The sequence below is a fragment of the Treponema sp. J25 genome, from assembly GCF_004343725.1.
GTDB lineage: Bacteria > Spirochaetota > Spirochaetia > Treponematales > Breznakiellaceae > J25.
Genome location: NZ_PTQW01000014.1, coordinates 16,617 through 43,047, shown reverse-complemented (window position 1 = coordinate 43,047; position 26,431 = coordinate 16,617). Strand labels below are relative to the sequence as shown.

The window sequence follows — 26,431 nt, the reverse complement described above, 5'->3', positions numbered from 1 at the left end:
ATAACCGCCGCTACCGTCAATGAAGGTTTTACCATAGGCGGTAACGGCGCATCTTTTCCCAGGTGGGACCCATATCGTATTCTAGACGATGGAAGGTCCACACGTTTTTTTCGGTATCATACAGGGCGTAGCGGGCAATTGCCCGGGGAAGGCGCCAGGAATTATGGGCTTCTCCCAGGTCCCGGGGAAAGCCAACGCTTCCTGGATTAAGGAGAAAGCGCCTTTCCTCGAGTTCCAGGGAAACGTGCATCCCCCCTTTCCCGTAGTATTCTTTGACAGTTCCCCCTTCTATTTCCTGGGTGAAGAAGGAGGGAATGTGGGTATGCCCAAAGAAACAGAGTTTTTGTGATGGGGGAAGCTGAGAAAAGGTAAAGCGTGCATCCTCTCCATTCATGATGTAACTCCAGATGGGGTCCAGGGGGCTCCCATGGGAAAGGCAATACTCTTTTGTTTTTCTGAAAGGCTCCAGGCGGGCGAGCCTTTCTTTACTGCTATTGGAAAGGTGTTCCCTGGTCCATTCCATAGCCCGGTACGCATGGGGCGAAAAATCTTCAATCCCAATCCGATTGCAGGCCGCGAGGTCATGATTCCCGGCGAGAATAACCGAACACACTTCAAAAACCAGTTGAACGCATTCTTCCGGTTCTGGGCCGTACCCTACGATGTCCCCTAAGCACAGGGCCTGGTCCCATTCAAGCCCGGGGGTTTCAAGGATTGCCTTCAGGGCGGAAAGGTTGGCATGGATGTCCGAAAGCACTAGTATTTTCATCAATTCCAGTATATAGAAGAAAAGGGGAGTTATTCCTAGAGGGTATCCTATGGCTTTGAAAAAAACTGCGAATTTTTTGGGCCTTTCAGATCGATTTACCGATGTGTGGGTTCTTCTTTCAGAGACTACCCAGTTTTTGAGTATGGCCGGGAACCTTACCCCCTACGAACCGCAGCTTCGTCAGTGGCGACAGACCCTTCAAAGTCACAGGGATGAAAATACGATTCGCACCATTAAAGAAGAACTTATCCAATTGCGTCGCCATTTGCGTTTGCAAGGCTATGATGTAAGTTTAGTGCGATATAGTATCCAGTTTGAAGAATTTAAGAATGATGCCTGTATTCGGGAAGGGTTTCGGCGCCTGGTGATTTTTTTAACCGATCGGGACCTGTACTGGCTTGCGGGGGATGATAACCATGTGGCCCTTGCGGAGTACCTGGAACGACGGCTGGAAAATCTGCTCTCTCGGCAGGGGGATGTTCGAATCCGGGACCGACACTACCTCTGGTTTCGGTGGGAAGGGAAACGACTTCTTCTGGCGGGGTCCGATACGGAAAGCCAGGAAGATTATGAACGGCTCAAAAAAATGGTAGCCGCCAATCCCCTGTTTTTCCTTGCTCGTTTGCGGGACCTTTCGTGAAGGGTGCCCTTCTTTGGGCTATCTAACAGAGCTCTTGTACGGTGCCCCTCGTTAAGGGACAATGTGGGCCCGCAGGTGAAAAAGCTTTTGGAAGTGCCACAGGAGGATACCCCCGGGTTTTCCCTTAAAAACAGTATTCCTCTGAGGCATGTTTCGTAGGGTAGAGAAAGCCAAAACCTAAAGCAGGATGTAAAAAAACTCTGTACTATATGGTATGGAAAGCCAACAGACAAAAAAGAAAACCTATGCGATCCTTAAAGAAGGGATAGGGAGATCCTATGATAAGAAGCTCCCCCGGGAAAAAATCTTTACCCACGGGGTAAACTCCCTTTCGGATGAGGAACTCCTGGCGGTGATGCTCCACACGGGAATTCAGGGGAAACCGGTTATGGCCCTTTCTCGGGAGGTCCTTGCTATTTTGCGGAGGAGTCAGGAACTTCCTCAACCTGAGGATTTTACCGAAATTCCGGGGCTTGGGCTGGCTAAGATTTGTACCATCCTAGCCATGCTGGAATATGGCCGGCGCCAATGGGGGCCCCTGGGGCAACAAGTTCATGGCCCAGAAGATGCCTACCGATTGGTTCGTCCCTATGCCAGTAAGAAACAGGAACAGTTTGTAGAAATTTCTCTGAATGGGGCCCACGAAGTGTTGGCAGTGCGGGTTCTCACCATGGGGCTGGTGAATAAAACCATGATTCACCCCCGGGAAGTCTTTGCAGAACCCATTAAAGAGCGGGCCTGTGGGATCATCGTGGCTCATAATCATCCTTCAGGAAGATTAGAACCCTCTGAAGAAGATAGAAGCATAACCCACCGGCTTAAGGAGGCCTCTGAAATTCTGGGCATTCCCCTGTTAGATCATCTTATCTTTTCTGAAACGAGGTATGTAAGCTTTACCCAGCAGGGCTGGCTGTAAGGGGTATTCAGCGCCCTCTTGTGGTTGATTCCTTTCCTGCCCCTTGATATGTTGTGTGTTTTCTTTTATTATGAGCATAAGACCATAACTAAAGAGGGAACTATGCCTCGACCCCAACGTCGGCGATGTATTAGAACCATACCTGGTACCTGTCTCTTTGGTCCCCTGGGAACTCCTTCGGGAGAACATTCTGAAGTGACCCTCAGTCTTGATGAATATGAGGCCCTTCGTCTTGCGGATTACGAAGGGCTCTATCAGGAAGCTGCGGCGCTTCGGATGGGGGTTTCCCGTCAGACCTTTGGACGTATCCTTGAGGGGGCTCATAAAAAGGTGGCAGAGGCCCTGGTGTATGGGAAAATACTCCGTCTTGAAGGGGGCAATACCATACTGACGAAGGAGGAAAAAAGGGCTATGAAAATAGCAGTTCCTACCCGGGATGGCAGGGTAGATAGCCATTTTGGACATTGCGAAACCTATACGCTTTTCACCGTAGAAGAAGGAAAGATCACCTCGGAGGAAACCTTTACGGCCCCTACTGGTTGTGGTTGTAAAAGTGGTGTGGCCGCAGATCTCGCCCGCCAGGGGGTGGGTCTTCTCATTGCAGGAGGAATTGGAAGTGGTGCCATGGGGGTCCTCAATTCCTTTGGAATTCAGGTGATAAATGGCGCCAGTGGCCCCGTATCCGAGGTGGTTTCGGCCTATTTGGCGGGGAATTTATCTACCGCTGGCACAACCTGCGAACATCATCATCACCATGGGGAAGGGGCGCACCGCTGCGGTTCTTAGGGTATAGGGGATAAGGGGCCCCCTTTTGGGGGCCCTTGCGCAGATGCCTATTGATTAGTTGCCAGTACTTCTTCCCGGTCAGCGAGGGTCACGGTAAGGGTCATGGTTTTGCCACCCCGGTTTATTTCTACCACGACCCGATCGCCGGGTTTGTTATCCTCCAGGGCCGAATACAAGTCGGCCAGCTTGGTGGTTTTGATCCCATCGACCATCGTAATTATATCTCCACCTAGATAGATGATACTGGAACCGTAGCGGACTGGCTCAGTACCCTGTCGGAGACCGGCCCGTTCCGCAAAGCCTCCCTTGCGGGTACGGGAAACCAGGAGCCCCTGGGATACGGGGAGCCGCGCATACTGTACCAAGGCCGGGAACAGCTGTACCACCGTTGCATCGATCCAGCCCCTCCGAACCTTGCCATACTGAATGAGCTCTGCCACCACCCGTTTAGCCGTATTTACCGGGACTGCGAAACCGATCCCTATGGAACCCCCTGAGGGGGAATAGATCATCGTATTGATACCGATCATTCTTCCCTGGGCATCCAACAAGGGGCCCCCTGAATTGCCCGGGTTGATAGATGCGTCGGTCTGGATCATATCCCGGATAATGGTCCTGCTTGAGGTCTGTATAGGACGGCCCAGCCCGGAAACGATGCCTACGGTAAGGGTGCGTTCCAGGGCGAAGGGATTCCCAATTGCCAGGACCTTCTGACCTACCTTTAAATTTGAAGAATCGCCGAAAGGAATGGTGGTGAGTTGAACACCCCGGGGCGGATCAAACTTAATAACCGCGAGGTCATTCTCGGGATCGGTTCCCACAATTTTGCCTTCGTACTGGCTTCCATCAGCAAGGTTGATGAAAATTTTATAGGCATTTTCTATGACGTGGTGATTGGTTAAGACATAGCCCCGGGTATCAATGATGGATCCGGATCCAGAACCACCGCTCTGGGGTACCGGTTCGAGGAACCAGTTGATGGCCACCGTTTCAGTGGTAATATTCACAACCCCTTCGTTGAGTTGCTCGTATACCTTTATATTTTCAAGTTCATCCGCCGTATAGGTATTCACTTCTGCGGTTTGTAAAAGAGGGACTTTGCTTTTTGGAGACTCTTGCAGTTCCAATGAGGGCCCTGTGGAGGATGGAGCCGCCGCAGTTGAGGAAGCTTGCTCGTTAGTCCCTGTTGGAAGACGGATGAGTCCGAGCCCTATGGCAAACAACAGTACTACCACTGCAGATAAAAGAGAATACAACAAAACTTGCCCGCGACTATAGAGTTTCATGATATACCTCTCTTAGTTACTATACTAAGAGTTTTTGGGCTGGACAATATATTGTGCAAATATCTATGACGGAACAGGGCAAATGTGCTACTGTTATAGCTATGGGATATATAAAACTACCTCCAGTTGTTACCATGCGGAGGCTTCCTTGCCTTGTGGCAAGTTTTATGGTCATCACCTTTATTTCCACGGGGTGCTCGAAACCCAAAGAAACAGGCACAGAACAAAATAGTCTTGAATCAGCCGTTTCAGGGTCTTCTTCTATAGAAACTGGGTCTGCACCCTTGGTGGTGCGGGTGGTATTTGTTGAAGGTGCTGTGGTTCGTACACAGGGGTCTCAGGGGGAAGAAGAGGCTCTAGTGGAAGGAACAGTCCTTACGGTTGAGGACGTTGTTCGAACCACCGCTGATGGTTCAGTGGAGTTAGCTATTGGAGATTTTGCAACGGTGCGGGTCCTTCCTCAGACCATAGTGCGGGTTTCTTCTCTGTTCCCTCAGGAAAAGACGGAAAAGCAGGAACGGAAGACCACGTTTACCCTTGAATCGGGGCGGATACTCACCAAAGTAAAAAAGCTAGTACGACGGGATGAGTTTATTATCCGCACCGGTAACGCCGTTGCCGCCGTCCGGGGCACCCAGTTTATGGTGGCCTATGAACCGGCGGTCTACGATGCCGCTCGTACCCAACTTCTGAGAACGGCAAAAACCACCGTGGCAGTGCGGGATGGGACGGTGGCTGCCTTACCCGTTGGTGCATTAATGGATAATTTACTCAATGGGAAGGAAGCAAATCCTCTGGCGCAGGCGGTAGTTACCGCCGCCTTAGCCTTGGGTCCCCGGGCGGCGGCTGGCCAGGAGATTGTCATTGGGGGTGCCGAAACGGCTTCCCGCCAGCGGGAAGAAGCCCAGGCCCTTTCCACTGCCGAAGAAGCCCTGAGCCTTTTATTGGTGGATGCCCAGAATCTGGAATCCCGCGGTACCGATTGGGAGCTTGTGGAAGACCCCACCGCAATTCTGGGAGAGCAAAATCCATCTCTCCAGGAACGGCTTAAAGCCCTTTCTCTGCTCTTACCTGCGACCCTCCTTTCGGCCCAGAATCAAAGCTACATGGAACTTTTTGATAGGATAAGAGACCCCGGAGAAGACTCCACCCGACTTCCCGCGGCATTGCCGGAACGATTCAAGACGGGGCCTGCTGAGGCGCCCCGTTCCTCAGGTTCGGGACAGGGACAAAAACAAGCCCCTGGCCCGGAAGAACCCCCTTCTTATCCCGCCGTACTGTGGAGTCTTCCCCTCGGGAAAACCCCGTTGCAGCAGGGTGTAGGACGTTCTGGGGAGGCCATCATTGTCCTGGATACTCAGGGAATCCTCTATGGGATTTCGAAAGAGGGGAAACTGCTCTGGAAAAATGAAGAACCCCTGCGGACCTATACAGCCCTCGACAGGGCTATCGCCGGAGTAAGCGAAAAGGCGGTGATTCTGGTAGATGGACAAACGGGAATTGAACAGGGGCGATGGGGTTTTGATGGCTGGAGTGCCATTCCCCAGTCCAAGCCGGTACCTATCCCGGAGGGCCTTGCGGTAGTTACTCCCCGGGGTATTGCGATTCTACGGTCAGAAAATGCCCAACTGATACGGGAAGTTCCCGTAGAAGGGGGAGTAGTGGCACCACCGGTGCTTATGAATCGCTTTTTGGCCATCCTGTCCGGGAAAGGGAGGCTCCTTTTCCTTGAAACCCGGCAGGGAACGGTGGTACATGAAATGGATCTTTCTTTTAATTCGCTTGAACTGTGGATGCCTCGATTTAAAAATGGTTCTCTTTACGTGGTGAGTAAACAGGGGGAACTCTCTGCGGTAGAGGAAGAAACCTATACGATACGGTGGAAAAATTCGATAGGAAAGATGGTGCTGGGGGATCCCGAGGTGGATGAACAGTATCTGTACCTCTGGATAGAAGGAAAGGAACTGCTTCGGGTGCGGCAGGAGGATGGCAGTGTAGGAGGGGCTCCCATAGGATTAGTTGATACACCACCTCTTCTTTCACGGGGCCGGCTCTACTTTGGGCGAGGTCAAAGCCTTATAGTAATGGAAGGAGCCACGGGGAAAATCATAAGAACGGTTCCGCTTCCTGAACCGATTACAACCCGGCCTCTCTTTATCGATGGTCGACTTTTTGTCGGTACCCGGGGAGGGAAGATGCTCAAGCTTGATATTACTGAATAAAACTTACTCCTACAAAAAAATGACCGGCAGATGCCTCTATCGTACCCTTCGGATTGGCAGCGCCGATATGCGGTTTTGGCTTATTATCCAGAATCGGGCCCTAAAAAAACGGGACTACCCAGCCACAATGCTGGATGGTCCCGTCGTTTTCTCTGGGTCTTTGAGTTGTTTAATTCTTTACTGGTTTCAGGGTTCCTGAAATTTTCACAATGTTTTTATCAAAGCTTACCTGAAGTTCCCCTTCCCAGCGGAACATGGCATCTGCCACACCGTTGTCGTCAGTGATAGCCCCTGTTTTGGTTGCTACGCCCGCCTGGATTTCTTTCCCCGCGGCAATGCTCGAATCCCACACCTTTGCCCAATTTACTTTTGCGGCGCTTTTATCTGCTGAGAAATCGGGGTGAATCACCTGAGGATTGCTACCCTGGATAAAACCAATTTGACGGCGAACAAAATTTCCTTTCGGGAAAGTAAGTTTCCCATTCCGATCGGTTTCGATCTTGTATGCTACCCCCCGGTGTACGTACTGGATGGTAATCACCCCATTTGTCGCTTTGGAAACAGTAAGGTTATCTACTTCCCGTTGTTCTATAGGCGCCACGGCAAATAAGAAAAGTCCCCGTAGTCCGGTAGGAAATACCTGCTTGCCCTGTACATCATAGAGATAAGGCATAAACATCTCGGTAGAATTCTGTTTTGATGCTCCGGTAGTTGCATCGAAGGTATCCTTTTCTGCCGCGTGATAGCGCATGGGAGCCTGAAAGGTAAAATAATTGGCTGGGTCTGCGGCTGCTACATTGAATTGATAATCAATTTTAAGATCCTGGGCACTTAGCCCTACGGTGAGCATAAGAAAACCTACTATTGGGGCGAGCAATTTCTTCATAAGTTCCTCCTCTCAGTATAGACATGTGTTTACTCCTTATAACGGGTCAGCATTTTATAAGTGCCAACGGTTATAAAAAGGAGTATATGACCATTATAGTAGGATATACGGGTAAACGCAAGAGAATCCCTCTATCAATATGTATGCTCTTCTTTTGTTGCGGTGCTCACCCCCGCTTGAGAAAAACTTGCCATTTCATTAGCAATGGCTGCAGAAAGAGAAAGGATAAAGCCGCCGATAACCGCACCTGTCCCTTCTCCAAGGCGCATTTCCAACTGCACGATGGGTTCGAGTCCCAGATAGTTCAGCAGGGGAGTATGTCCTTTAACATGGGAACGGTGTCCTGCGAAGAGCCAATCGGTGACGCGGGGATTTAACTTGTATGCGAGAAGGGCCGCACTGGTGATAGGAAAGCCATCGATGACGCAGGCGATGTTCTTCCCTTCCAACCCCAGGATAAAACCAGCGGTCATCACGAGTTCTGCTCCGCCGAAAAAAGCACCAATCTGAGCGGCGGTGGGCTGAGGGTGGCGCTGAAGAAACTGGGTTACCGCCTTTGTAATTACTTTGTATTTATGGTTCAGCATGGTCGCATCAATTCCTGTGCCCCGGTCAATAATTTCCTCTGGGGTAAAGCCAAATGCTACCGCAAGGGCTGCGGCACTCGAGGTGTTCCCTATCCCCATGTCACCAAGGGCGACGAGCTGATAGCCCTGTTTTTGGGCAAAGAGGGCGAGTTCTTTGCCCTTTTCAAGACAGGCGGTAAATTCTTCTTCGGTAAGGGCCGGCTCTTTGTAAAAATTGTGGGTTCCCCGTACCACTTTGGCTGAAATAAAGCGAGGGGAAGCCCTGCCCGGTGGGGAAAATGTGGAAGAATCTTTTTCTTGCGACTTATCCTGCCAGCTTGCAGGAAACTCCGCCTGTACCCCCGCATCTACCGCATACAGGTCGAACCCGCAGTGACGGGCAAGAACATTGATGGCTGCTCCCCCGGCCATAAAATTGTGTACCATCTGGGCGGTGACTTCCGGGGGATACAGGGAAACCCCCTCCTGGGTAATGCCATGATCCCCCGCAAAAACGAAGACCGCCCTTTTATGGAGGTGGGGTGGTACCGTTCCTTGAATGCAGGCCAATTTGCAGGCATAGTTTTCCAGTTTGCCGAGACTTCCCTTTGGTTTTGTCAGGTTGTCCAGGTGCTGTCGCATTGTCTGTTCCAGGGCGTTGAGGTGGTTTACGTTGGTATCGTGCACAGTATGCCTCCTTTCATCAATTATGATGTTTTGCTATAGGCGACCGCCTTTTTTCTTTCTTCGACTGGGCAGGCTAAATTTCCCATACTCTTCATGATAGCCATGGACAAAGGTGGTGTTATAGGCTTTTTCGAGGAGGAAGGGGATAAGGATTTCCTCCGGCGCACCCCAGGCTGCGGAACCATCGTGAAAGAGAAGGATTACCTTGTGGGCAAGTCGATAGGCAAGATTGATATCGTGGAGGCTTATGCAGATGGTCTTTCCTTTTGCCGCAAGCCTTTGAAGGAGTTCTCCTAGTTCCAGTTGTTTCCCCGGGTCCAGGTTGGCCGCCGGTTCATCAAGCAGAATGAGGGGTGTGTCCTGGCATACGGCCCGGGCTATAAGCACCTGCCGTGCCTGGCCCCCTGAAAGGGATGAGAACCTTTTGCTCTGAAGATGGGTAAGGTCCAATTCTGTAAGGGTGTTGTGGATACACTCCCGATCCTCTTTGGTAAGAGAGTGAAATCCAGTGCTGTACGCATAGCGGCCCTGACTTACCAGGTCCCATACGGTAAAATCCCAAAGGGGATCGAAAAACTGGGGGACCCAGGAGCAAAGCCGGGCCCGCTCTCTTATAGAAAGCTCCTGGATGGAATGTCCCCCGATGGAAATACGCCCCCCGAGGGGCGGTCGGAGACCTAGTATGGTTTTAAGGAGAGTTGTTTTTCCCGAACCATTGGGCCCAAGAATTACTATTATGGTTCCCTCTCGGATTTCCGCAGAAAGGGGGCCCGCCTGCCAGCTTCCAGCATATCCCCATCGAAGCTTATCAATTGAAAGCAGAGGATACTTCATGCGGCGGTCCTTTTAAGGAGTTTTACCAGAAAATAGGGGGCCCCGATTAGAGCCGTAAGGGCTCCTACGGGAAGTTCTATGGGAGGTACAAGGGTTCGAGCCCCTATGTCTGCCACCACAAGCATGATGGCGCCCACCAGGGCGGCACTCGGTATGACGATTCTATGACGGGGTCCCACTACTCGGCGGGCAATGTGGGGGCTTACGAGTCCCACAAAGCCGATGGTGCCTGCCACGGAAACGGCCGCCGAAATACCGATGGCCATGCCGATACTTAAAAAAAGCCGTGTTATCGACGGGTGGAGTCCCAGACTCTGGGCCTGTTCATCCCCCCCTGAAAGGATATCCAGGGGCCGGGCTCCCATCATGCCGATGAAGAGACTAAGGACTGTCGGTAATATAAGAAACCCCAGGTGGTCCCAGGTTCTCCCTGAAAAGCCTCCCAGTAACCAGAAGAAGGCCCGGTGGAGATCCCGATCTTTCAGGGTAAGAAGAATCGAGATGCTGGCAGAAAAGAAAGACCCCATGGCGCTTCCTGCAAGGAGTACGGTGGTACTGCTGGTGGATCGGGGAAAAAAACCGGCAATAAAATATACGAGGATGGTGGCCCCCAGGCCTCCGATAAAGGCCATGAGACTGATTCCAGAAAGACCAAACCAGGAGATCCCTTCGATGGAAGGGGAAAAAAGGGAGAAGCCCCCGAGGGTAATCGCTACCACCGCTCCAAGGGCGGCCCCACTGGAGGTCCCCACCACGTAGGGGTCTGCCAGGGGATTCATAAACAGCCCTTGAAATACGGCTCCACTTGCGCCAAGGATGATCCCTACCATCGTAGCAAGGAGGTACCGCAGCAGGCGGAGGCGGAGTATCGCCAGGGTTGGGGAGAGGGGAGTATCTCCTACGGGCCAGAGGATCTGCCCTAGGGCGGAGATCATTTCATTAAAACCAAGCGGAACCGAACCCCCTATCAGCGCGAGGGGCCCTAAGAGGAGAAGTATGAGAAGGAGCAGTGTAATGAAAAGACCCCCTGACTTTTTCATTTCCTTTAGAAGAGTTCCGGATGTAATGCTTTAGCCACGAGTTCCACCGCATCTACAAAGCGGGGACCGGGTCTACTTATAATGTCATCATCAAAAAGAATGATGTTCCGATTCCGTACCGCCGGGAGATTAGCCCAACCGGGTCGGCGTTTCAGGGTTTCTAGATCCAGGGCCTCCCCATGGGTACGGGTACTCATGATATAGTCGGGATTTCGGACAAGTACCATTTCAGAGGAAACAATTGGCCAGTTCTCTGAAAGGTCTGAAAAGATGTTTTGCCCCCCCGCCAGGTTAAGGATTTGCCCGATAAAGGTGTGGGGTCCGCAGGTCATGAGGGGTTCGTTCCACACTTCCCAGAAAACCCGGGGCCGGGGAGTTTTTTTCTTTGCCACAAGGTTTGTAATGCGGTTTACCCGTTCTTGTAAGTTTTTTGTAAGGGCTTGCCCTTCGGCAGAACGTCCTGTTATGATAGCTAGGTTCTGAATGAGGGTGTAAATATCTTCAATCCGGGTAATATCTACAAGAAAAAAGTGAATCGCTGCTTCTTTAAGGGTATTCTCCAGGGATCGGTGCATAGAAATCTCGCCTATCACGAGCTCTGGCTGTTGCTGGATAATCCGTTCCACACTGATGGTATCCGCCGAGTAGCCCCCTACCTTTTGTACTTCCAGAGCTGCCTCAGGATAGGTACAGTAGGTGGTGTTCCCTACCAGGGTCGCACCTGCACCGATGGCGTAGAGGGTCTCGGTAACGGCTGGAGAAAGACTTACGATCCGAGTTACCGGTTTGGTAAAAGAATGGGACCGTTTAAGTACATCCTGGACTACTATTGGTTTCTCCTGGGCATACAGAAAATTCAGGAATGAACCTATCGTAAGAATAAAGCCCATGAGGTACATGCTTTTGTTCAGTTTTTTTTGCATAGCTCTCTCCTTCTCTCCCTAATTAGAAATTGGTTTGCAGATTTGCTTCGATAGTGGTAGGAATCCGTATCAAGGAGGAGAAGAAGGGGTTTCCCCTTTGTTGTCTATCCAGGCCTTTCTTTTGGAAAATCGCCGTCATTCAGGGAAGAACCTTCTTCTTGACAAGGGTATAATTACCCTTTTCTCATTGTTGGGAAATTTCTGGAGAGATCGATATGAAGTGTATCGATCGCACCACGCCTGACCCACGAAGCGCTTCTGCGAGGACTGCAGGGAGGGTAACCTGGCTTTCCAACAAAACAGGGACGTATATCCCTTTTGTTGAATTCACAGTTACGGGCTAGCGCCGGATTTGCACCGGCTTCCCCCTCTTGGCTCTACAAAAAGGGTATGTTCGTTTTTGATTTCCCCTTTTTAAGAAGCCCTCCTGCAACCGCCTGACTTTTCTTCGCCAGACAGACCTTATAGTATGGAAGAGCCAAAAAATGGTCAATATTGTTATTGACAGTTCCCCTCAGAATATAGTTTTTTCTATTTACCCGGTTTATTTATACCGATAAGAAAAGTGAAGAATAGTATTGAGGACTTCTTATGATGCATATTCTGGTGGTGGACGATGATCCCCTCCAATTGGAACAAATGAGCCGGATTCTCCAGCACATGCAATATCCACCGGTGGAAATTTTTACCGCCGATTCCTATGGAAGTGCCCTTCGGATTTTTAATGCTATCGTGGTTGATTTAGTAATCACCGATCTCCGCCTCCCCGATGGGTCTGGCCTGGACATCCTTAAGGAAGTAAAAAAAACTAATCCCATGGTGCCCGTGATAGTAATGACCGCCTTTTCCAGTGCCCAGGAAGCGGTGGAAATCCTCAAGGCGGGGGCCGATGATTATCTTATAAAACCAACTAAGGCTCAGGATATAGAAAAGATTGTTCTTCGTTCCTATGAAAAAAACATGCTTATCCGGGAATCTTTCTTACCCCCTTTGGAAGGGAAAACCACGAGCCCTTTTGCAGAGGGTATTATTTATAAAAGCGAATCCATGGCCTTTGTGATGCAAATCGCCGCCCGTTGTGCCGAAAGTGATGCCACCGTGGTGGTTTCGGGAGAAAGCGGAACAGGGAAGGAACTGGTGGCCCGCTTTATTCACGAGCGCAGTTTACGGAAGCACAAACCCTTTGTGGCGGTAAACATTTCTGCCCTGCCGGAATCCCTGGCAGAAAGCGAGCTTTTTGGGCATAAACGGGGGGCCTTTACGGGGGCCGATACAGACCGAATCGGGCGCTTTGAACTTGCCGATGGGGGGACCCTCTTTATCGATGAAATTGGGGATGTACCTATCCACTTACAGGTAAAGCTTCTCCGGGTCCTTCAATTTGGAATCATAGAACGGGTAGGAGAAAACACTCCCCGCAAACTGGATGTGCGGGTAATTGCGGCGACCAATAAAAACCTCCCCCAATTGGTAGAACAGGGGCTTTTTCGGAAGGATCTCTTTTACCGCATCAATGTGATTACCCTGGATCTTCCTCCCCTTCGGGAACGAAAAGAGGATATTCCCCTTTTGGTACAGCACTTTATCGAGAAATTTAACCAGCGGAACCATCGGATGGTTCAGGGCGTTTCCCGGGAGGCCATGGAACATCTTATGCGTTACGATTATCCGGGAAATGTGCGGGAACTGGAGAATATTATTGAACGGGCGGTGGTTCTTTCGCGGGGGGATATCATCCTTGAACGGGATCTTCCTCCCCTTCCCTTTGGGAGACCCAGCAGTACGAACACCCTTTCTTTTCCCCTGGATTATCGAGAGGTGCTGGGAAGTTTTGAACGTACCCTTATTGAGCGGGCCCTACAGGAAACAAAGGGTAATAAAAGTGCCGCGGCTCGCCTTTTAGGGATTTCTGAACGACACCTGCGGTCCCGGTTAGAACGGCTGTATCCGAAGGATTCGCCGCTCCTCAAAGTAACTCAATAGCTCGATGGGCGGTTCTAGTACCAAAAGTTTCCGGAGGCATTTTCGTGTACCTTACCAGAACAAACAAAATTCAACGGATCGGCTTCGTTTCTACCCGTTTTAAGGGAACCGATGGGGTTTCCCTGGAAACGGACAAATGGAGTCGGGTCCTGGAGCGGATGGGGTATGGTTGTTACTTCTTTGCAGGCCAATCGGACCGACCCCCGGAACGAAGCATGGTGGATGAGCGGGCCTTTTTTGCTCATCCGCTGGTACAGGAGCTTCACCATCAGTGTTATGGGACCACCCTTCGTTCTGAAGCCTTGACCGCTCGGATCCATGAATTACGGAAGGAACTTAAAAAATCCCTCTACGACTTTATAGGAACCTTTAATATCGATGCCCTTATTGTGGAAAATGCCCTGACGATTCCCCTGCATATTCCTTTTGGCCTTGCGATCACGGAGGTAATTGCCGAGACAGGGCTTCCCACGGTGGCCCATCACCATGATTTTGTGTGGGAACGACAACGTTTTATGGTGAACTGTGTGGAAGACTACCTGGCCATGGCCTTTCCTCCGCGGCTCCATTCTATTAATCATGTGGTCATTAATAGTGAAGCCCGCAGACAGCTTTCGTACCGATGTGGGCTTTCGTCTATCATCATTCCCAATGTCTTTGATTTTGAAGAGGCCCCTCCTGAAATGGATAGCTATGCCCGGAGTTTACGCGAGGATTTGGGGATAAAGGAGGGGGAATACCTTTTTTTACAGCCCACCCGCATCATTGCCCGGAAGGGAATAGAACACGCTATCGAGTTGGTCCATCGCCTGGGAAAACGGGGAATTGTGGCGAAGCTCCTTATCAGTCATCAGGAACGGGACGAAGGGAGCGCCTATTATGAGCGTACCCGGGAGTATGCCCGCCTGTTGGGGGTAGATGTGCTGGTTCGGCCCGATATTATTGGTGCCCACCGGGGAACGAGTTCCACCGGGCAGCGCCAGTATAGCCTATGGGATTGCTATGTAAACGCCGATTTTGTAACCTATCCCTCTACGTACGAGGGGTTTGGAAACGCCTTTCTGGAAGCCCTCTGGTTTAAAAAGCCTATCCTGGTGAACCGCTATTCTATCTTTGAACAGGATATTGAACCGGTAGGTTTTGATGTGGTTCTAATGGACACCTATATCACCGAAGACACGGTGGATACGGTTGTTTCTCTTCTTAAAAATCCGGAGCTTACCCGTCTTATTGGAAGTAAGAATTTTGAACTGGCAAAGAAATTCTTTTCTTTCAGGCTGCTTGAAGAACGCCTGCGACAGGTGTTTATGAACTTTGGACAGGTGTAGGTGGCGGACGCCCCCCGGGGGGAGGTCAGTCTCTCCGGAGAGCGTGGAGTGGGCCGCCGCTGTTTACTGGATCACGATGTTCACCAGTTTATCCGGTACAGAAATAATCTTGATAACCCGATGCCCTTCAATCCATTTCTGAACCCCCGGCAGGGCCTGGGCCGTTTTTTCAAGCTCCTCTTTGCTTGTGCCGGGAACCGCATTGAATTTATCCCGGATTTTGCCGTTCACCTGTACCACGATGGTAACTTCTGTTTCTTTGCACAGTTCCTCATCGTAAGTCGGCCAGGGTTCGTAGGCCAGAGACCCGGAGTGCCCCAATTTTTGCCAGAGTTCTTCCGCCAGGTGGGGCGCATAGGGGGCAAGCAGGAGGACAAAGGGTTCCCACAGGGAACGGGGAATCCGCTCTGCCTTTGCTAACTCTCCTGAATAGATCATCATCTGGCTGATGGCGGTGTTAAAATTAAGGGTTTCCGTATCGTGGGTTACCTTTTTTATGGTTTTATGCAGCAGCCGTAGCAGCTTTTGTTGTTCCTCTTCGGAAAGACCGCTGTCTGAAAGATCCTTGCAAAGGGGCTTTTCGCCGATGGCCCACAGACGTTCCAGGAAGCGGGATACCCCCACAAGGCCCGCCGTAGACCAGGGTTTACTTACCTCCAGGGGTCCCATGAACATTTCGTAGACCCGCATGGAATCGGCCCCATACTCCCGGATTATATCGTCGGGATTAATGACGTTTCCCCGGCTCTTACTCATTTTCTGGCCATCTTCGCCCAGGATCATCCCCTGGTTTACGAGGCGCTGGAAGGGTTCCTTGGTATTTACAATCCCCAGATCATAGAGCACCTTGTGCCAGAAGCGGCTGTAGAGAAGGTGTAACACCGCGTGTTCCGTACCACCCACGTAGAGATCCACCGGCATCCAGTATTCGATAGCCTGTCGGGATGCCAGGGCCGTATCGTTTTTGGGATCCAGATACCGCAGATAGTACCAGCAGGACCCCGCCCATTGGGGCATGGTGTTCGTTTCCCGTTTTGCCGGTCCTCCGCAGCGGGGGCAGGTGGTGTTTACCCAGTCGGTAATAGCCGCGAGGGGTGATTCTCCGGTGCCGGTGGGGGCATAGGACTGTACCTCCGGCAGGGTCAGGGGAAGCTGGTCCTCAGGCAATGGAACGATGCCGCAGTTCTGGCAGTGCACGATGGGGATCGGTTCCCCCCAGTAACGCTGGCGGCTGAAGATCCAGTCCCGGAGCTTGTAGTTTACTGCCCGCCGGCCAAGGCCTTTTGCTTCAAGCCAGGAGACGATTTTTTTCTTAAATTCCGCCGTTGGAAGGCCGGTAAACTCCCCTGAATTGACCGCATAGCCCTCTTCGGTAAAGCAAACACTGGGGGTTTTGCTGTAATCCTCACCGGGCTCTGGGGGAGTAGGGGACACCACCTGAATGATGGGAAGCCCAAAAACCTTGGCGAAGTCCCAGTCCCGTTCGTCATGGGCGGGGACGGCCATGATGGCCCCCGTGCCGTAGGAGATAAGCACGTAGTCGGCGATCCAGATGGGGATTTTCTTGCCATTGACGGGATTGATCGCGTAGGCCCCGGTAAAGACGCCCGTTTTTTCCTTGGCCAGGTCGGTCCGTTCCAGGTCACTCTTCTTGGCCGCCTCTTCAATATAGGCCTGTACGGCTTTCCGCTGTTCAGGGGTAGTAATTTTTTCTACCAGGGGGTGCTCCGGGGCAAGCACCATGTAGGTTGCCCCAAAGAGGGTGTCAGGCCGGGTGGTGTAAATTTCAAGCTGGTCCGGATGGCCTTCGATCTGGAAAATCACATTGGCCCCTTCGGAACGGCCGATCCAGTTCCGCTGCATGAGTTTTACCGGCTCAGGCCAGTCCAACTCGTCCAGATCCTGTAAAAGTCGTTCCGCATAGGCGGTGATTTTTAAGATCCACTGACGGATCCGCTTTCGGGTAACCCGGGTCCCACAGCGGTCGCAGCAGCCCTCTTTTACTTCCTCGTTGGCAAGACCGGTTTTACAGGAGGGGCACCAGTTAATGGGGGTCTCCGCCTCGTAGGCAAGCCCCTTCTCGAAGAGTTTCAGGAATATCCACTGGGTCCACTTGTAATATTCCGGTTCACAGGTAGAAACTTCCCGATCCCAATCGTAGGAAAAGCCCAGGGCTTTTATCTGTTCCCGAAAACGGTTAATATTGGCCCGGGTTGTGGTAGCAGGATGGGTCCCTGTTTTAATGGCATAGTTTTCTGCAGGAAGCCCAAAGGCGTCAAATCCCATGGGATGAAGCACGTTGTAGCCCCTCATCCTGAGGTAGCGGCAGTAAATATCCGTGGCGGTATATCCTTCGGGATGTCCCACATGCAGCCCCTGGGCGGAAGGATAGGGGAACATGTCAAGGACATAGCGGCGCTTTTCTTTTGGAATTGCCGGATCTTCTACTGCCCGGAAGGTCTTATGCTCTTCCCAGTATTTTTGCCATTTAGGTTCAATGATATCAAAGGGGTATCGTGCCATCGCAGGCTCCTTACACTGAGGTCCATATCAAAATGTTACAATCGTACGCTATATTATACAGTATTTATAAATTAGGCAACCAAGGAAGGAAAGAGAGGATGATCGTAAAACCAGAGGAAGTCCCTATGGCAAAGAAAGGGCCGGGAGCGGGAGGAGCGCATCTTAGAAAGAGAATGCCCGGAGTGGGGGGGACCTCCAAACCTTTACCAAGAAAAATGAAAAAACGGTACTCCTCGGGGCCGAGGGGCCTTCTGTTTCTCCTGGTTGGCATGGGACTTTTCTCTGCCTGTACAAAAGAACAGGACATAATCCTGTACCTTTCTCCAGGGGATGGGGAACTGGTTCAAAGCTTATCCCCCTTGCCGTCTCCCTGGCGTTTAAAGATTATTACCCTCCCAGGCAAAGCTGAAGGGGCTCCCCCACCTTCTCATGGAAGGGCTGACCCTCTTTCCCCCGGGACACCCATCGACCCGGTTAGCCCGGTAGGTGGGGCTCAAGGGAGAAAGGAAACTGGACCGGGGCCAACCCTTGAAATTCATCGCCTGTTTCAGTACGAGGAACCTCTCTTTAAAGAACGGGTGGGGGATTCCTATGTGGTTCTTGCCTCCCGGGTCTATGCTCCCCGCGCCTCTGTGCTGGATGAAGGGGGTTCTCTGCCATTATCAGAAGTGCTCCTCCGTATGGATGGAGACCCCGACGCGGTGGTTCCCCTCGCGAATATTACTCTTCCGTACAAGGCCCTCAAGGTTGATGGGCTTTTGCCGGCAGAGCCGGGGTACCCCCTTATTAAAAAGGTGGTGCTCCTTTTGCGGTTTCCCCCTGGGGGGCCTTTCTCTGATGGGGCCTCCCAACGGCTCCGTGGGTGGTTTGCGTCCCTTCCCCGGAGCACTCCTCCATCGACGAAGGTGTATACTCTGGCCTTCGTAGGGGACATCATGCCAGGGCGAGGGGTTGATACCATTCTCCTGGAGAATCGGCGAGGACTCGAGCAGGTTTTTGGCGATACCTTACCACTCCTTCTCCGACATGACCTCTGTCTTGGGAACCTGGAAGGGGCCCTTACTGAACATGCCCGGCGGGTTCCCAAATCCTATAATTTTAAGTTTCCTCCTCCCATCCTTCCCCTGCTTAAGCGGGCGGGTTTTGCCTATCTCTCGCTTACTAACAATCATATCTATGATTATGGTGAAGTGGGGCTCCTTGATACCCTCAAGGCCTTTGAACAGTACCGGATGGGAACCTCCGGTATCGGTCGAACCCTTGCCGAAGCAACGAACCCCTGGTGGTGGCCCCAGTCCCAGGAGAATCCTCCCAATCCCCTTGAAATGACGGGTAAATCCCCTGAGTCCGAAGCTCCCCTTCAAAAACCTGTTTCCCCTAACAAAATCGGGGAGGGCCTTTCTTCCCAGGAAAGCCCTTCCTGGTGGAGTTCCGGCGGCGAAGGTCCCTGGCTTGCGGTTTTTTCTCTGGGGGCCTATCCCCGGGAAAAAAACGGCTTCGATGGGGAACGTCTGGCCGCGGTGGACGCCGGCCGTCCCGGGATTCTCTGGGCTCGGGAGGAACACCTCCAGGCCCTGCGGCCCTTTTTACAGGAGGCCCCTTTCTCGGTGGTGATGATCCATGGGGGCACCGAATGGAGTTCTACCCCTTCAAAAGAACAGCGGTCTCTGTACCGGCGTCTTATCGATGAGGGGGCAGACCTGGTGGTGGGAAGCCATCCCCATGTGATTCAAGGGATGGAAGCGTACAGAGGAAGCCCTATCGCCTACTCTCTGGGGAACTTCTTGTTTCCTGGCATGGGAGATATGCCCGGGGCACAGGATTCCTGTATCCTCTCGGTTGGGATATACGAGGGAAAGGTCCGATACGTGGAATGTATCCCGGTTACATTAAACGATACGGGGGTTCGTCTTGAAAAGGGCGAAAGGATTCGGCGGACCTTTTATGAACTTTCTCGGGCTCTCCAATAAAGAAAGGGGGGACGCCTACGCTTCTAGTTCTTTTCCTAAAAGGGTAGCGATTTCTTCCCCAATGTGAGATAGTTCAAGGGCGGTTTTCCCTTTTCTGGAGTCTAACACCAGACGTCCCCCATTGGTGAGTAATAGCACCAGGTTTACCCAGAGGGGGGGCGAAAAGAAAGGAAGTGCCGGACCTTTAGGTCGGCCCCGGGAAAAGGTGGCTGCTTCTTCCGGGGAGAGGAAGCCCGATCGACCTTTGACAAAGTATTCCAGTTTTACTTTTTCTACCGCCGAGAAGGGGATTGTTTGCCGCCGTGCCAGGGGGAGCATGCCAAATCGAAAGGTGATGGTTTGGCCTGTCTTATCAAGGATCCACCGCTCTTCATAAAGGGTTGCCGCGATGGTCAGTACCAGCAATGCCAGGTTGAGGGCGTCGAAGGGGGCTTTTCCTTCCAGGAGTGAAACATACGCGGTAGATCCTACCAGAAGAGCACCGATAGCTCCGAGGGAAAGTCGCGTCCTCATCGGCACGGTGAGCATCACATTACCTTCTTTTGTGGTCTTTCTGATAAGGTGGATTGCCATGATCGCTCCTCAAATTTTTATGGGGCCCTTTGTTCGATATTACTATCCTGAGTGGTACAGGATACGCTGATTTTTATCAATCCCTTCTTTTTTCTGTGAGAGGGCTGGCCTTTATTTTATGTGGTACAGGGCCCACTGATTTTCACTAATACCTTCTTTCATAGGCTGGCCTTTATTTCTGCTCCTGGTGTTGCCAATAGGGGGCCAGTTCGTAGATGCTGCGGATGCGGGGATAGGGAACCTCGGGGTGCAGGTCTTCTTCATCCACCAGGACCGCCGGGCCTCCGAGTCGTATATAGCCCTCTACATAGGTAGGATAATCATCTACGAAGAGCACTTCGGAAATTTCTTTCCCCAGGGCTCGAACCACCCGACGAAAGGCCCCTTCGTGGGGCTTCCCCTTATGATTGTTCCAGCGAATGTCAAAGATATGGGTAAAGATTCCTTCCAGTTCGAGCCGTTTGATGACCCGTTCTGCATGTTCCATGGGAGAATTGGTAAGTACCGCCAGGGGCAGGGGAATGGATTTTAGGAATTCCTTAAGCCGGGGATCGGGCGCCAGGGGAGCCTCTTCTCCTTCTGGATGGATAAATCGATGATATGCTTCCACATCGGTAAGGCCCTCTTCGGCCATGAGCCACTCCAGAGTTGTACCATAGTAGGGAAGGCGGGCCTGTCGTCGCGCCAGGGCTTCTTCTTCAGGAAGGCCTAAGAATTGGACGGTAAACTGACGGATCCGTTCGGCTGTGGCCTGTTCAAGCCCGTATCGGCTGGAATAGAGGGTATTGTCCAGATCGAAGAGGATATAAGAAATCATGAAAGCGATTGTACAGAAAAAGGAGCGTTGCCGGAAGGGGTAAGAGGGGAATTTACGAGACCCCGGCTATCCTGGGGTCCCCCAGGAAATAGAAGGGAGGAAATGATGATGCGGGAATAGGGTGCCTGGAATGGGATTCCTGCTTTGTGGTATAGTACCGGCCATGAATACGGTGATTGAATGGTTTGGGCTTGCTGCTTCGGTGATAGTAGCCATCAGTCTTATGATGAAAAATCTCGTACGGTTGCGACTGGTGAATTTAGTGGGTTCCGCAGCCTTTGCCCTGTATGGCCTCCTGATTCACGCCTGGCCGGTGTTTCTCCTCAATACCTTTATTGTGCTGGTGAATGGGTTTTACCTGTGGACCATGAAACAGGATAGCCAAAGGCCGGAAACCTTCGAGCTTTTAGAGCTCTCTCCGAAGGATCCCTATGTAGAGCATTTTGTGGACTTTTACCGGGAGGACATTCGGAAATTCTTCCCTTCCTTTACGGGGATTCCCACCGATGATCCTGAGGTACGGCTCTGTTTTATCCTCCGGCAGACCGTCCCGGTATCCCTGGTGGTATATAAAAAGAATGCCTCTGGGGAAGTGACAATCCTCCTTGATTATGCGGTGCCGGCCTATCGGGATCTAAAGAATGCCCGTTTCTTTTTTGAACAGGCCCTGCGTCGTATTGCGGAAGGCGCTTCGGTGGTGCATGCCACGGCGGAGGTCCCTGTCCACGGGGCGTACCTTAGAAAAATAGGATTTGCCCCTGTAGATAGCGATGAGGCGACCCAGCGGTACACTAAGAAACTGTAAGCCTATGCAGATTCTGAGTAGTTCTCGCCTGGATATAGAAAAGGCCGCCCAGGCCTTACTGGAGGGTCTCCTCGTGGCTTTCCCCACCGAAACGGTCTATGGCCTTGGGGCCGATGCCCGCAATCCCCACGCCCTGGCCCGGGTGTTCGAGGCAAAACGGCGGCCCGCCTTTGATCCCCTTATTATCCACCTGGCCCGGCGGGAAGAACTCGAGCAGGTGGCTAATGTAGGGGCCCTTCCCGAATCGCGACGGGCCCTGGTAGCGGTCCTGGCGGAAAACCTGTGGCCCGGGCCTCTTACGCTGGTACTGCCGAAACAGGACTGGGTTCCCGATCTGGCCACCAGTGGTCTTCCCACGGTGGCGGTGCGGGTTCCGGCCCATCCGGTGGCCCAGGCCTTGCTCCAGACGGCGGGAATACCCGTGGCGGCCCCCAGTGCCAATCCCTTTGGGTACCTGAGCCCCACCTGCGTAGCCCATGTGGCTTCTCAACTGGGAGAACGGGTGGATTACATTATCGATGGGGGCCCCTGTATGGTGGGGGTGGAATCGACGGTTCTTGATATGACCGGCGATGTTCCCCGGATTCTGCGGCCCGGGGGAACCCCCCAGGAAAAGATAGAGGCCCTCATCGGCCCCGTGGCAGTCGTGGATCGAACCAGTGCTCGGCCCACCGCCCCGGGCCAGCTGCCGAGCCACTATGCACCCCGGGCAGAGCTTATTCTCTACGACCCCGGGCAGATTCCTCCCCTTACCGAACTCGTGGGGGCCTACCTCGGCACTACGGGCCAACCTGACGCGGCCGCTGGAGCCCATTGCGAGAAAGATACCCAGGCCCCGGCGGAGGTGGTCGCTTCCCCGGTGGCACATGCCACGGAAACGGCCGCTGCGATAGAAACGATAGAAACAAAGCCGGCAAATGTTTCCGCTCCTTTTGGGGCTTCCCTCCACCAAAGGCCAATCCGGTGGGGGTTCCTCTTTTTTGATACCCCTTCCCGGGATGCCTGGTATGACCGGTCAGGCCTCCGGCCTGGTCCCGCTCAAGAGAAATCGGAATGGCTTACGGCGGGACAGGAGCTTTCCTGCGTGATTCAGGTTCTTTCCTCCCATTCTGATGTGGTGGAAGGGGCGGCCAACCTTTTCAGGATGCTCCATCATTTTGATGAACGGGGGGTATCCTGTATTTTCGCCGAGCGGGTCCCCAACCGGGGCGTTGGGGTCGCGGTGAATGACCGACTCTTTAAGGCCCGGGGGGCGGCGAAGAGAGGGGGAAGGGAATGAGGGAAGCAGCCCCCACGCCTCTAATTCTCATATCTAGTTCTAGGTGGCTAAAGGAATGTGGATCATCAAATTGTAGATAGTATGATGAATATATTCCCCTTTTCAAATCTAGCCCCAGCCGGCGCCCGAGAAAAAACTCCAGTACCCGAAAGAAAAACCTGAACCCCCCCAGAGGCCGGTGACTTTCCCATTTTTTAGTCGGTGCTTACAAAATCAGTAAGTTCATCATCTATCTGGGTAAGGAGATCGCCCAGTTCATGCTCTTTTAGTTCGGCGATGGCTTTCAGAGTACGGGGACGGCCCGTATCAAGATCGATGCCGCAACGCCGCCAGGTGGTCTCGTAAAAAAGGATTTTTTTGTCCCCCGGCACCCCAAAGTCCCGCAGGGTTTGACAGGCCCGCTGGACGAGGGCCGCTTTCCGCCGCCCATCTTCGATAGAGTTAATTTCCCATACCCCGAGTTGAATGGGGGTGCTTGGATTTTCTACATCCCCAAAAAACTCGCCCCGCAAAAGTCTATCCCGTTGTTCCCCAAGGTAGGGGACAAAATCGGCGTGTTCCGCGAGTTTTCGGTCGGTGGCACCGAAGACGCCCGTAAAGGGATTCAGGGTAAAGACCACGGTTCGGTCTACCGCCTGGCCATAGGCTTTAAATCGAATCCCCTGGTAAAGGGTCTGACCCGCAAGAAACGTAAGGGCCCCCTCTTCCCGACACAGGATATGTACCGCTTCGGTAAGCCAGAGCCGGAGGTTTTCTTCATCGATACGAAATTGAGAGAGGTTTCCCTTAAACTGGGCAAGTTCTATGGCCCCATGAAGGGTGGCCAAAAAAAGTCGATACAGGTCCCGGACATTGTTCTTTCGGGAAAACTGCAGAATCAGGTCCCAGATAAGAATTTCCAGCTTCCGGAGTCGCCAGAGATGGGCCGAAATTTCCGCCTTGCTGCTGGTGGGGCCCGGTCGGTGCTCTACCCCCAGGGCCTTGAATTCGGCCAGGCGGGTTTCTAGTTGGGCATAGGTGTTTTCTTCTGAGCCGCTGGCCCGGGGCAGGCGAATCTTCCAGCGGGTGCCCTTGCCCCGTTCGCTGTGGACGGTGATGTTATCGGCCCCAAAGGTGGTGTAAATCTGTCGGGTCCCTTGGCCTTCGCCCAGGGGACCCTTGGTGCTGATACCTACAAAGGAGGGCATCCCATCGGGCCCCTTTTGTAAACGCTGTTCTTCGATGCCCGTGCCATTGTCTTCCACGGTCAGAATAATCCAGCCCGCCGATTCTTCAAGCCCGATGGTAAGTTCCCCGGGACGACCAGCGGCTTTTATGGCATCCAGGGCATTGGACACCAGGTTTACCAGGGCTCGACCCACTTCGACGTAATGGGCCCGGGCTTCTCCCACGTTGGGGGCAAAGCGGAGCGTCAGCGTACAGGGGACCGGCGAATGGTCGATCATGGGGATGATGCGGTCCACGATGAGTTCCTTAAGGTTTACCGTTCTAAAGCGCTGCACCGAGTCCCGAAAAAGGTTTAAGGTGTTGATCAGGGCCGTGGTTTCCCGGTTAATGTCTTCAATGATCCGGGAGCAGTTTTCTGCGGTCAGGGCCCCGGCCATATCCGCAATAAGGCGGATCGCTTTTTTAGCATCGTGGCGAATCTTGCCAAGCTCTTCCGCGGTCCCGGAAAGAAAGCCCACTTTAGGGACGATTTCCTTTACATCCCTGGCCACGGAGCGGAGTTTTATGAAGGTAAGGGCCCGCCAGTTGATCCGTTCTTCTTCATGGAACCCCCGTCTGAGATAGAACGAAAGAATTTCGGTTTGCCGTTCCCATACATACAAGCCTATTTCGGCATCCTCCGGCAGTATCGACGCCAGGTGGGCAAGAAAGGCGGACCCGATGCCTTTGCTCCTGCCAAAGGGACTGGTAACCTGTTTGTAGATGTAAAAACATTTTTTTAATGGATTAGACCAGACTTCGATATACCCTAGAATTTCCCGTTCCTCTTCCCATACGAAGGAATGGTCCAGATCTTTTTCAAGTCCCTGATCCAGAACGTACGGGGTGGGTACAATGAAACTATCGATATTGAGGCTCGGGTTCCGTCGGATCCGGTCTTCTAATTCTGGGGTAAGGGGTTTTATATAGGGGATTGCCATCGTTCCTCCAAGGGGCTTCCTGGGACACTATGGGCCACCTATCGGATGACCCGCAGGTTATCACCCACGCCGCTGGGACTCCTCATGGTATTCCTCAGGGGGACCCAAAAAGGTCGATTTTCTTAATCGTCCTTCCTCCAAAGGGGCCTTCCGCAATATGGTAGTACTGAATGATAAACCATCCAGTGGCGGGTATTTCAATAGTTGCAAAGGTTGGGCCCTCTTTTCCCCGGGGTTTGCCAAGGCTGCCGGGGTTTAGAAAAAGCCGCCCTCCGATTTCTTCCCAGAAGGGCCGATGGGTGTGACCATAGAGCACCCCCTCTACTTCCATGGCCTGGGCCGCAGCGACAAGCCGATCAAGCCCATCGTGAACCGCCTGTACATGCCCATGGGTAAGAAGGAGGCGGCGCTTTCCGACGGTTATAGTTTCTACCAGGGGAAGGCGGGGATCCCCGTCCCCGTTCCCCCGCACCATATGGATCGCCGGGGGGCGGTACCCTGTTTTAGCAATGGCGATGGGAAGGTCGGCGGCGCCATCCCCGTTAAAAACGAGGGCCCCTATGGCATTCTGCTGTTTTGCCCAGCTCAGGACCAGGGCCAGGGTCTCCGTGTCTCCATGGGTGTCTGAAATAACCAAAAGCGTTGGTGCTGCCATTACCCTTATTCAATCCTGAGAAGGCCCTTCTGTAAAGGGGGAAAGGCAAGAAGGGGCGCGGTTTTTTGCCGAAAAGGATAGGGATACTACCTTTTTTAAAGCCGATGATAGTATACTACTATTGATGCACTATTGAGGGAGGTTCGCCATGCCAGAGACCCATGGGACAAGTGCCCTGAAAGAAGGTGAACGGTTTACCATAGCGGACTGGAAATCCTGGCCCCCCAACGAACGGTGGGAGCTTATTTCGGGTGTAGCCTACAACATGAGTCCTGCCCCCCGGGTTTCTCATCAGGAGAAGGCAGGGGATTTGTTTGGAGAATTGCGGGATTACCTTAAAGGTAAGCCCTGTCAGGTGTTTATTGCTCCCCTGGATGTATTTTTAGAGGAAGCCTCCGATACGAGGGACACGGTGGTAGAACCGGATGTATTGGTTGTATGTGACCCTACCAAGGTACAGGAAGATGGTATTCATGGGGCCCCTGATTTTATTGCGGAGGTCCTTTCGGAAAGCACAGCCCACAAGGACCTGGGAATAAAGCGGGAACTCTACGAACGGGTAGGGGTGCGGGAATACTGGATAATTCATTCCGATACGGGCTTTGTGTATCAATATGTATGGAACAATGGTCGCTTTGGCCCTGTTCGAGAATATCGCCCTGGCGAGGTGGTCCAGAGCGTGGTGTTTCCCGATTTTTTCTGGACCTGTCCTCCCTCCACGTTTTCTCTTCCCCGGTGAGGTTTTCTTGTTTTCCGTTGACTGGCCGGGAAGGGGCACCTTCTTACGGGTGTTCCC

General features: G+C 52.5%; 22 protein-coding genes and 1 riboswitch. Of the genes, 10 read left to right on the top strand and 12 right to left on the bottom strand.

All coding sequences use genetic code 11. From position 1 onward, the window contains the following. Nucleotides 1–28: 28 nt before the first annotated feature. Nucleotides 29–769 carry a metallophosphoesterase family protein gene (locus C5O22_RS05460; protein ID WP_132780197.1) on the bottom strand — a complete coding sequence of 247 codons (741 nt, stop codon included), beginning with the start codon at nucleotides 767–769 and terminating at the stop codon, nucleotides 29–31. A 49-nt stretch (nucleotides 770–818) separates the two neighbouring features. Here C5O22_RS05460 and C5O22_RS05455 point away from each other — a divergent pair, with 49 nt between their 5' ends. From C5O22_RS05455 to C5O22_RS05445, 3 genes are all read left to right on the top strand, one after another. Then, nucleotides 819–1,409, top strand: a complete 591-nt coding sequence (locus tag C5O22_RS05455; RefSeq protein ID WP_132780196.1) for a hypothetical protein — start codon at nucleotides 819–821, stop codon at nucleotides 1,407–1,409. Between the two features lie 214 nt (nucleotides 1,410–1,623). Then, nucleotides 1,624–2,325, top strand: coding sequence for a RadC family protein (gene radC, locus C5O22_RS05450; RefSeq protein WP_132780195.1), 702 nt, complete (start codon nucleotides 1,624–1,626; stop codon nucleotides 2,323–2,325). 102 nt (nucleotides 2,326–2,427) lie between these two features. Beyond that, the gene (locus C5O22_RS05445) at nucleotides 2,428–3,111 is read left to right on the top strand and encodes a DUF134 domain-containing protein (RefSeq protein ID WP_165910417.1); all 684 of its coding nucleotides are present in this window, start codon (nucleotides 2,428–2,430) and stop codon (nucleotides 3,109–3,111) included. Between the two features lie 47 nt (nucleotides 3,112–3,158). On the opposite strand, the gene C5O22_RS05440 is transcribed toward C5O22_RS05445, so the two are convergent. Next, entirely contained in the window at nucleotides 3,159–4,397 is a 1,239-nt protein-coding gene (locus C5O22_RS05440) for a S1C family serine protease (RefSeq protein ID WP_132780193.1), read from the bottom strand. Nucleotides 4,398–4,498: 101 nt separating this feature from the next. Here C5O22_RS05440 and C5O22_RS05435 point away from each other — a divergent pair, with 101 nt between their 5' ends. Beyond that, the gene (locus C5O22_RS05435) at nucleotides 4,499–6,619 is read left to right on the top strand and encodes an outer membrane protein assembly factor BamB family protein (RefSeq protein WP_165910416.1); all 2,121 of its coding nucleotides are present in this window, start codon (nucleotides 4,499–4,501) and stop codon (nucleotides 6,617–6,619) included. Nucleotides 6,620–6,788: 169 nt separating this feature from the next. Here C5O22_RS05435 and C5O22_RS05430 read toward each other — a convergent pair whose 3' ends face one another. The 5 genes from C5O22_RS05430 to C5O22_RS05410 all read right to left on the bottom strand — a co-directional run bounded on the left by C5O22_RS05430 (nucleotide 6,789) and on the right by C5O22_RS05410 (nucleotide 11,555). Beyond that, entirely contained in the window at nucleotides 6,789–7,505 is a 717-nt protein-coding gene (locus tag C5O22_RS05430) for a hypothetical protein (RefSeq protein WP_132780191.1), read from the bottom strand. Between the two features lie 134 nt (nucleotides 7,506–7,639). Further along, on the bottom strand, nucleotides 7,640–8,758 hold the full coding sequence (gene cobT / locus C5O22_RS05425) for a nicotinate-nucleotide--dimethylbenzimidazole phosphoribosyltransferase (RefSeq protein WP_243692874.1): 1,119 nt from the start codon (nucleotides 8,756–8,758) through the stop codon (nucleotides 7,640–7,642). 33 nt (nucleotides 8,759–8,791) lie between these two features. Further along, complete coding sequence (locus C5O22_RS05420) at nucleotides 8,792–9,592, bottom strand: ABC transporter ATP-binding protein (RefSeq protein ID WP_132780190.1); 801 nt, start codon at nucleotides 9,590–9,592, stop codon at nucleotides 8,792–8,794. Then, nucleotides 9,589–10,632 (bottom strand): FecCD family ABC transporter permease, encoded by a 1,044-nt coding sequence (locus C5O22_RS05415; protein ID WP_132780189.1) that lies wholly within the window; start codon nucleotides 10,630–10,632, stop codon nucleotides 9,589–9,591. The genes C5O22_RS05420 and C5O22_RS05415 overlap by 4 nt, the downstream gene beginning before the upstream one ends. Before the next feature lie 5 nt (nucleotides 10,633–10,637). Next, nucleotides 10,638–11,555, bottom strand: coding sequence for an ABC transporter substrate-binding protein (locus C5O22_RS05410; protein ID WP_132780188.1), 918 nt, complete (start codon nucleotides 11,553–11,555; stop codon nucleotides 10,638–10,640). 276 nt (nucleotides 11,556–11,831) lie between these two features. Beyond that, nucleotides 11,832–11,923: riboswitch (cobalamin riboswitch) on the bottom strand. A gap of 223 nt (nucleotides 11,924–12,146) precedes the next feature. Between C5O22_RS05410 and C5O22_RS05405 the strand changes: the two genes are divergently transcribed. Continuing rightward, complete coding sequence (locus C5O22_RS05405) at nucleotides 12,147–13,538, top strand: sigma-54-dependent transcriptional regulator (protein ID WP_132780187.1); 1,392 nt, start codon at nucleotides 12,147–12,149, stop codon at nucleotides 13,536–13,538. Nucleotides 13,539–13,582: 44 nt separating this feature from the next. Then, nucleotides 13,583–14,866: a glycosyltransferase family 4 protein gene (locus C5O22_RS05400; protein ID WP_132780186.1), complete on the top strand. Its 1,284-nt coding sequence runs from the start codon at nucleotides 13,583–13,585 to the stop codon at nucleotides 14,864–14,866. A gap of 63 nt (nucleotides 14,867–14,929) precedes the next feature. Here the strand turns inward: C5O22_RS05400 and leuS are convergent, their stop codons facing one another. Further along, entirely contained in the window at nucleotides 14,930–17,389 is a 2,460-nt protein-coding gene (leuS, locus tag C5O22_RS05395) for a leucine--tRNA ligase (RefSeq protein ID WP_132780185.1), read from the bottom strand. A gap of 215 nt (nucleotides 17,390–17,604) precedes the next feature. Here leuS and C5O22_RS05390 point away from each other — a divergent pair, with 215 nt between their 5' ends. After that, on the top strand, nucleotides 17,605–19,359 hold the full coding sequence (locus C5O22_RS05390; RefSeq protein ID WP_165910415.1) for a CapA family protein: 1,755 nt from the start codon (nucleotides 17,605–17,607) through the stop codon (nucleotides 19,357–19,359). A 15-nt stretch (nucleotides 19,360–19,374) separates the two neighbouring features. On the opposite strand, the gene C5O22_RS05385 is transcribed toward C5O22_RS05390, so the two are convergent. Both C5O22_RS05385 and C5O22_RS05380 read right to left on the bottom strand, forming a co-directional pair. Next, nucleotides 19,375–19,932, bottom strand: coding sequence for a hypothetical protein (locus C5O22_RS05385; protein ID WP_132780183.1), 558 nt, complete (start codon nucleotides 19,930–19,932; stop codon nucleotides 19,375–19,377). A gap of 172 nt (nucleotides 19,933–20,104) precedes the next feature. Continuing rightward, entirely contained in the window at nucleotides 20,105–20,749 is a 645-nt protein-coding gene (locus C5O22_RS05380; RefSeq protein WP_132780182.1) for an HAD-IA family hydrolase, read from the bottom strand. A gap of 163 nt (nucleotides 20,750–20,912) precedes the next feature. Here C5O22_RS05380 and C5O22_RS05375 point away from each other — a divergent pair, with 163 nt between their 5' ends. Further along, complete coding sequence (locus C5O22_RS05375) at nucleotides 20,913–21,554, top strand: YgjV family protein (RefSeq protein WP_165910414.1); 642 nt, start codon at nucleotides 20,913–20,915, stop codon at nucleotides 21,552–21,554. 4 nt (nucleotides 21,555–21,558) lie between these two features. Beyond that, entirely contained in the window at nucleotides 21,559–22,833 is a 1,275-nt protein-coding gene (locus tag C5O22_RS05370) for an L-threonylcarbamoyladenylate synthase (RefSeq protein ID WP_132780180.1), read from the top strand. Nucleotides 22,834–23,027: 194 nt separating this feature from the next. Here C5O22_RS05370 and C5O22_RS05365 read toward each other — a convergent pair whose 3' ends face one another. Further along, nucleotides 23,028–24,980, bottom strand: coding sequence for a GNAT family N-acetyltransferase (locus C5O22_RS05365; protein WP_132780179.1), 1,953 nt, complete (start codon nucleotides 24,978–24,980; stop codon nucleotides 23,028–23,030). A 94-nt stretch (nucleotides 24,981–25,074) separates the two neighbouring features. Beyond that, a complete protein-coding gene (locus tag C5O22_RS05360; protein ID WP_132780178.1) occupies nucleotides 25,075–25,635 on the bottom strand; it encodes a metallophosphoesterase family protein in 561 nt (186 codons plus the stop codon). 148 nt (nucleotides 25,636–25,783) lie between these two features. On the opposite strand from C5O22_RS05360, the gene C5O22_RS05355 reads away from it, so the two are divergent. Beyond that, complete coding sequence (locus C5O22_RS05355; RefSeq protein ID WP_132780177.1) at nucleotides 25,784–26,374, top strand: Uma2 family endonuclease; 591 nt, start codon at nucleotides 25,784–25,786, stop codon at nucleotides 26,372–26,374. Nucleotides 26,375–26,431 lie beyond the last annotated feature (57 nt).

What these genes read in the sequence shown, in the direction of transcription:
- leuS (WP_132780185.1), bottom strand. Translation starts at nt 17,389, where the DNA reads ATGGCACGATACCCCTTTGATATCATTGAACCTAAATGGCAAAAATAC.
- C5O22_RS05435 (WP_165910416.1), top strand. Translation starts at nt 4,499, where the DNA reads ATGGGATATATAAAACTACCTCCAGTTGTTACCATGCGGAGGCTTCCT.
- C5O22_RS05410 (WP_132780188.1), bottom strand. Translation starts at nt 11,555, where the DNA reads ATGCAAAAAAAACTGAACAAAAGCATGTACCTCATGGGCTTTATTCTT.
- C5O22_RS05355 (WP_132780177.1), top strand. Translation starts at nt 25,784, where the DNA reads ATGCCAGAGACCCATGGGACAAGTGCCCTGAAAGAAGGTGAACGGTTT.
- C5O22_RS05385 (WP_132780183.1), bottom strand. Translation starts at nt 19,932, where the DNA reads ATGGCAATCCACCTTATCAGAAAGACCACAAAAGAAGGTAATGTGATG.
- C5O22_RS05455 (WP_132780196.1), top strand. Translation starts at nt 819, where the DNA reads ATGGCTTTGAAAAAAACTGCGAATTTTTTGGGCCTTTCAGATCGATTT.
- C5O22_RS05440 (WP_132780193.1), bottom strand. Translation starts at nt 4,397, where the DNA reads ATGAAACTCTATAGTCGCGGGCAAGTTTTGTTGTATTCTCTTTTATCT.
- C5O22_RS05375 (WP_165910414.1), top strand. Translation starts at nt 20,913, where the DNA reads ATGAATACGGTGATTGAATGGTTTGGGCTTGCTGCTTCGGTGATAGTA.
- C5O22_RS05405 (WP_132780187.1), top strand. Translation starts at nt 12,147, where the DNA reads ATGATGCATATTCTGGTGGTGGACGATGATCCCCTCCAATTGGAACAA.
- radC (WP_132780195.1), top strand. Translation starts at nt 1,624, where the DNA reads ATGGAAAGCCAACAGACAAAAAAGAAAACCTATGCGATCCTTAAAGAA.
- C5O22_RS05365 (WP_132780179.1), bottom strand. Translation starts at nt 24,980, where the DNA reads ATGGCAATCCCCTATATAAAACCCCTTACCCCAGAATTAGAAGACCGG.
- C5O22_RS05460 (WP_132780197.1), bottom strand. Translation starts at nt 769, where the DNA reads ATGAAAATACTAGTGCTTTCGGACATCCATGCCAACCTTTCCGCCCTG.
- C5O22_RS05415 (WP_132780189.1), bottom strand. Translation starts at nt 10,632, where the DNA reads ATGAAAAAGTCAGGGGGTCTTTTCATTACACTGCTCCTTCTCATACTT.
- C5O22_RS05420 (WP_132780190.1), bottom strand. Translation starts at nt 9,592, where the DNA reads ATGAAGTATCCTCTGCTTTCAATTGATAAGCTTCGATGGGGATATGCT.
- C5O22_RS05370 (WP_132780180.1), top strand. Translation starts at nt 21,559, where the DNA reads ATGCAGATTCTGAGTAGTTCTCGCCTGGATATAGAAAAGGCCGCCCAG.
- C5O22_RS05445 (WP_165910417.1), top strand. Translation starts at nt 2,428, where the DNA reads ATGCCTCGACCCCAACGTCGGCGATGTATTAGAACCATACCTGGTACC.
- C5O22_RS05390 (WP_165910415.1), top strand. Translation starts at nt 17,605, where the DNA reads ATGAAAAAACGGTACTCCTCGGGGCCGAGGGGCCTTCTGTTTCTCCTG.
- C5O22_RS05380 (WP_132780182.1), bottom strand. Translation starts at nt 20,749, where the DNA reads ATGATTTCTTATATCCTCTTCGATCTGGACAATACCCTCTATTCCAGC.
- C5O22_RS05360 (WP_132780178.1), bottom strand. Translation starts at nt 25,635, where the DNA reads ATGGCAGCACCAACGCTTTTGGTTATTTCAGACACCCATGGAGACACG.
- C5O22_RS05430 (WP_132780191.1), bottom strand. Translation starts at nt 7,505, where the DNA reads ATGAAGAAATTGCTCGCCCCAATAGTAGGTTTTCTTATGCTCACCGTA.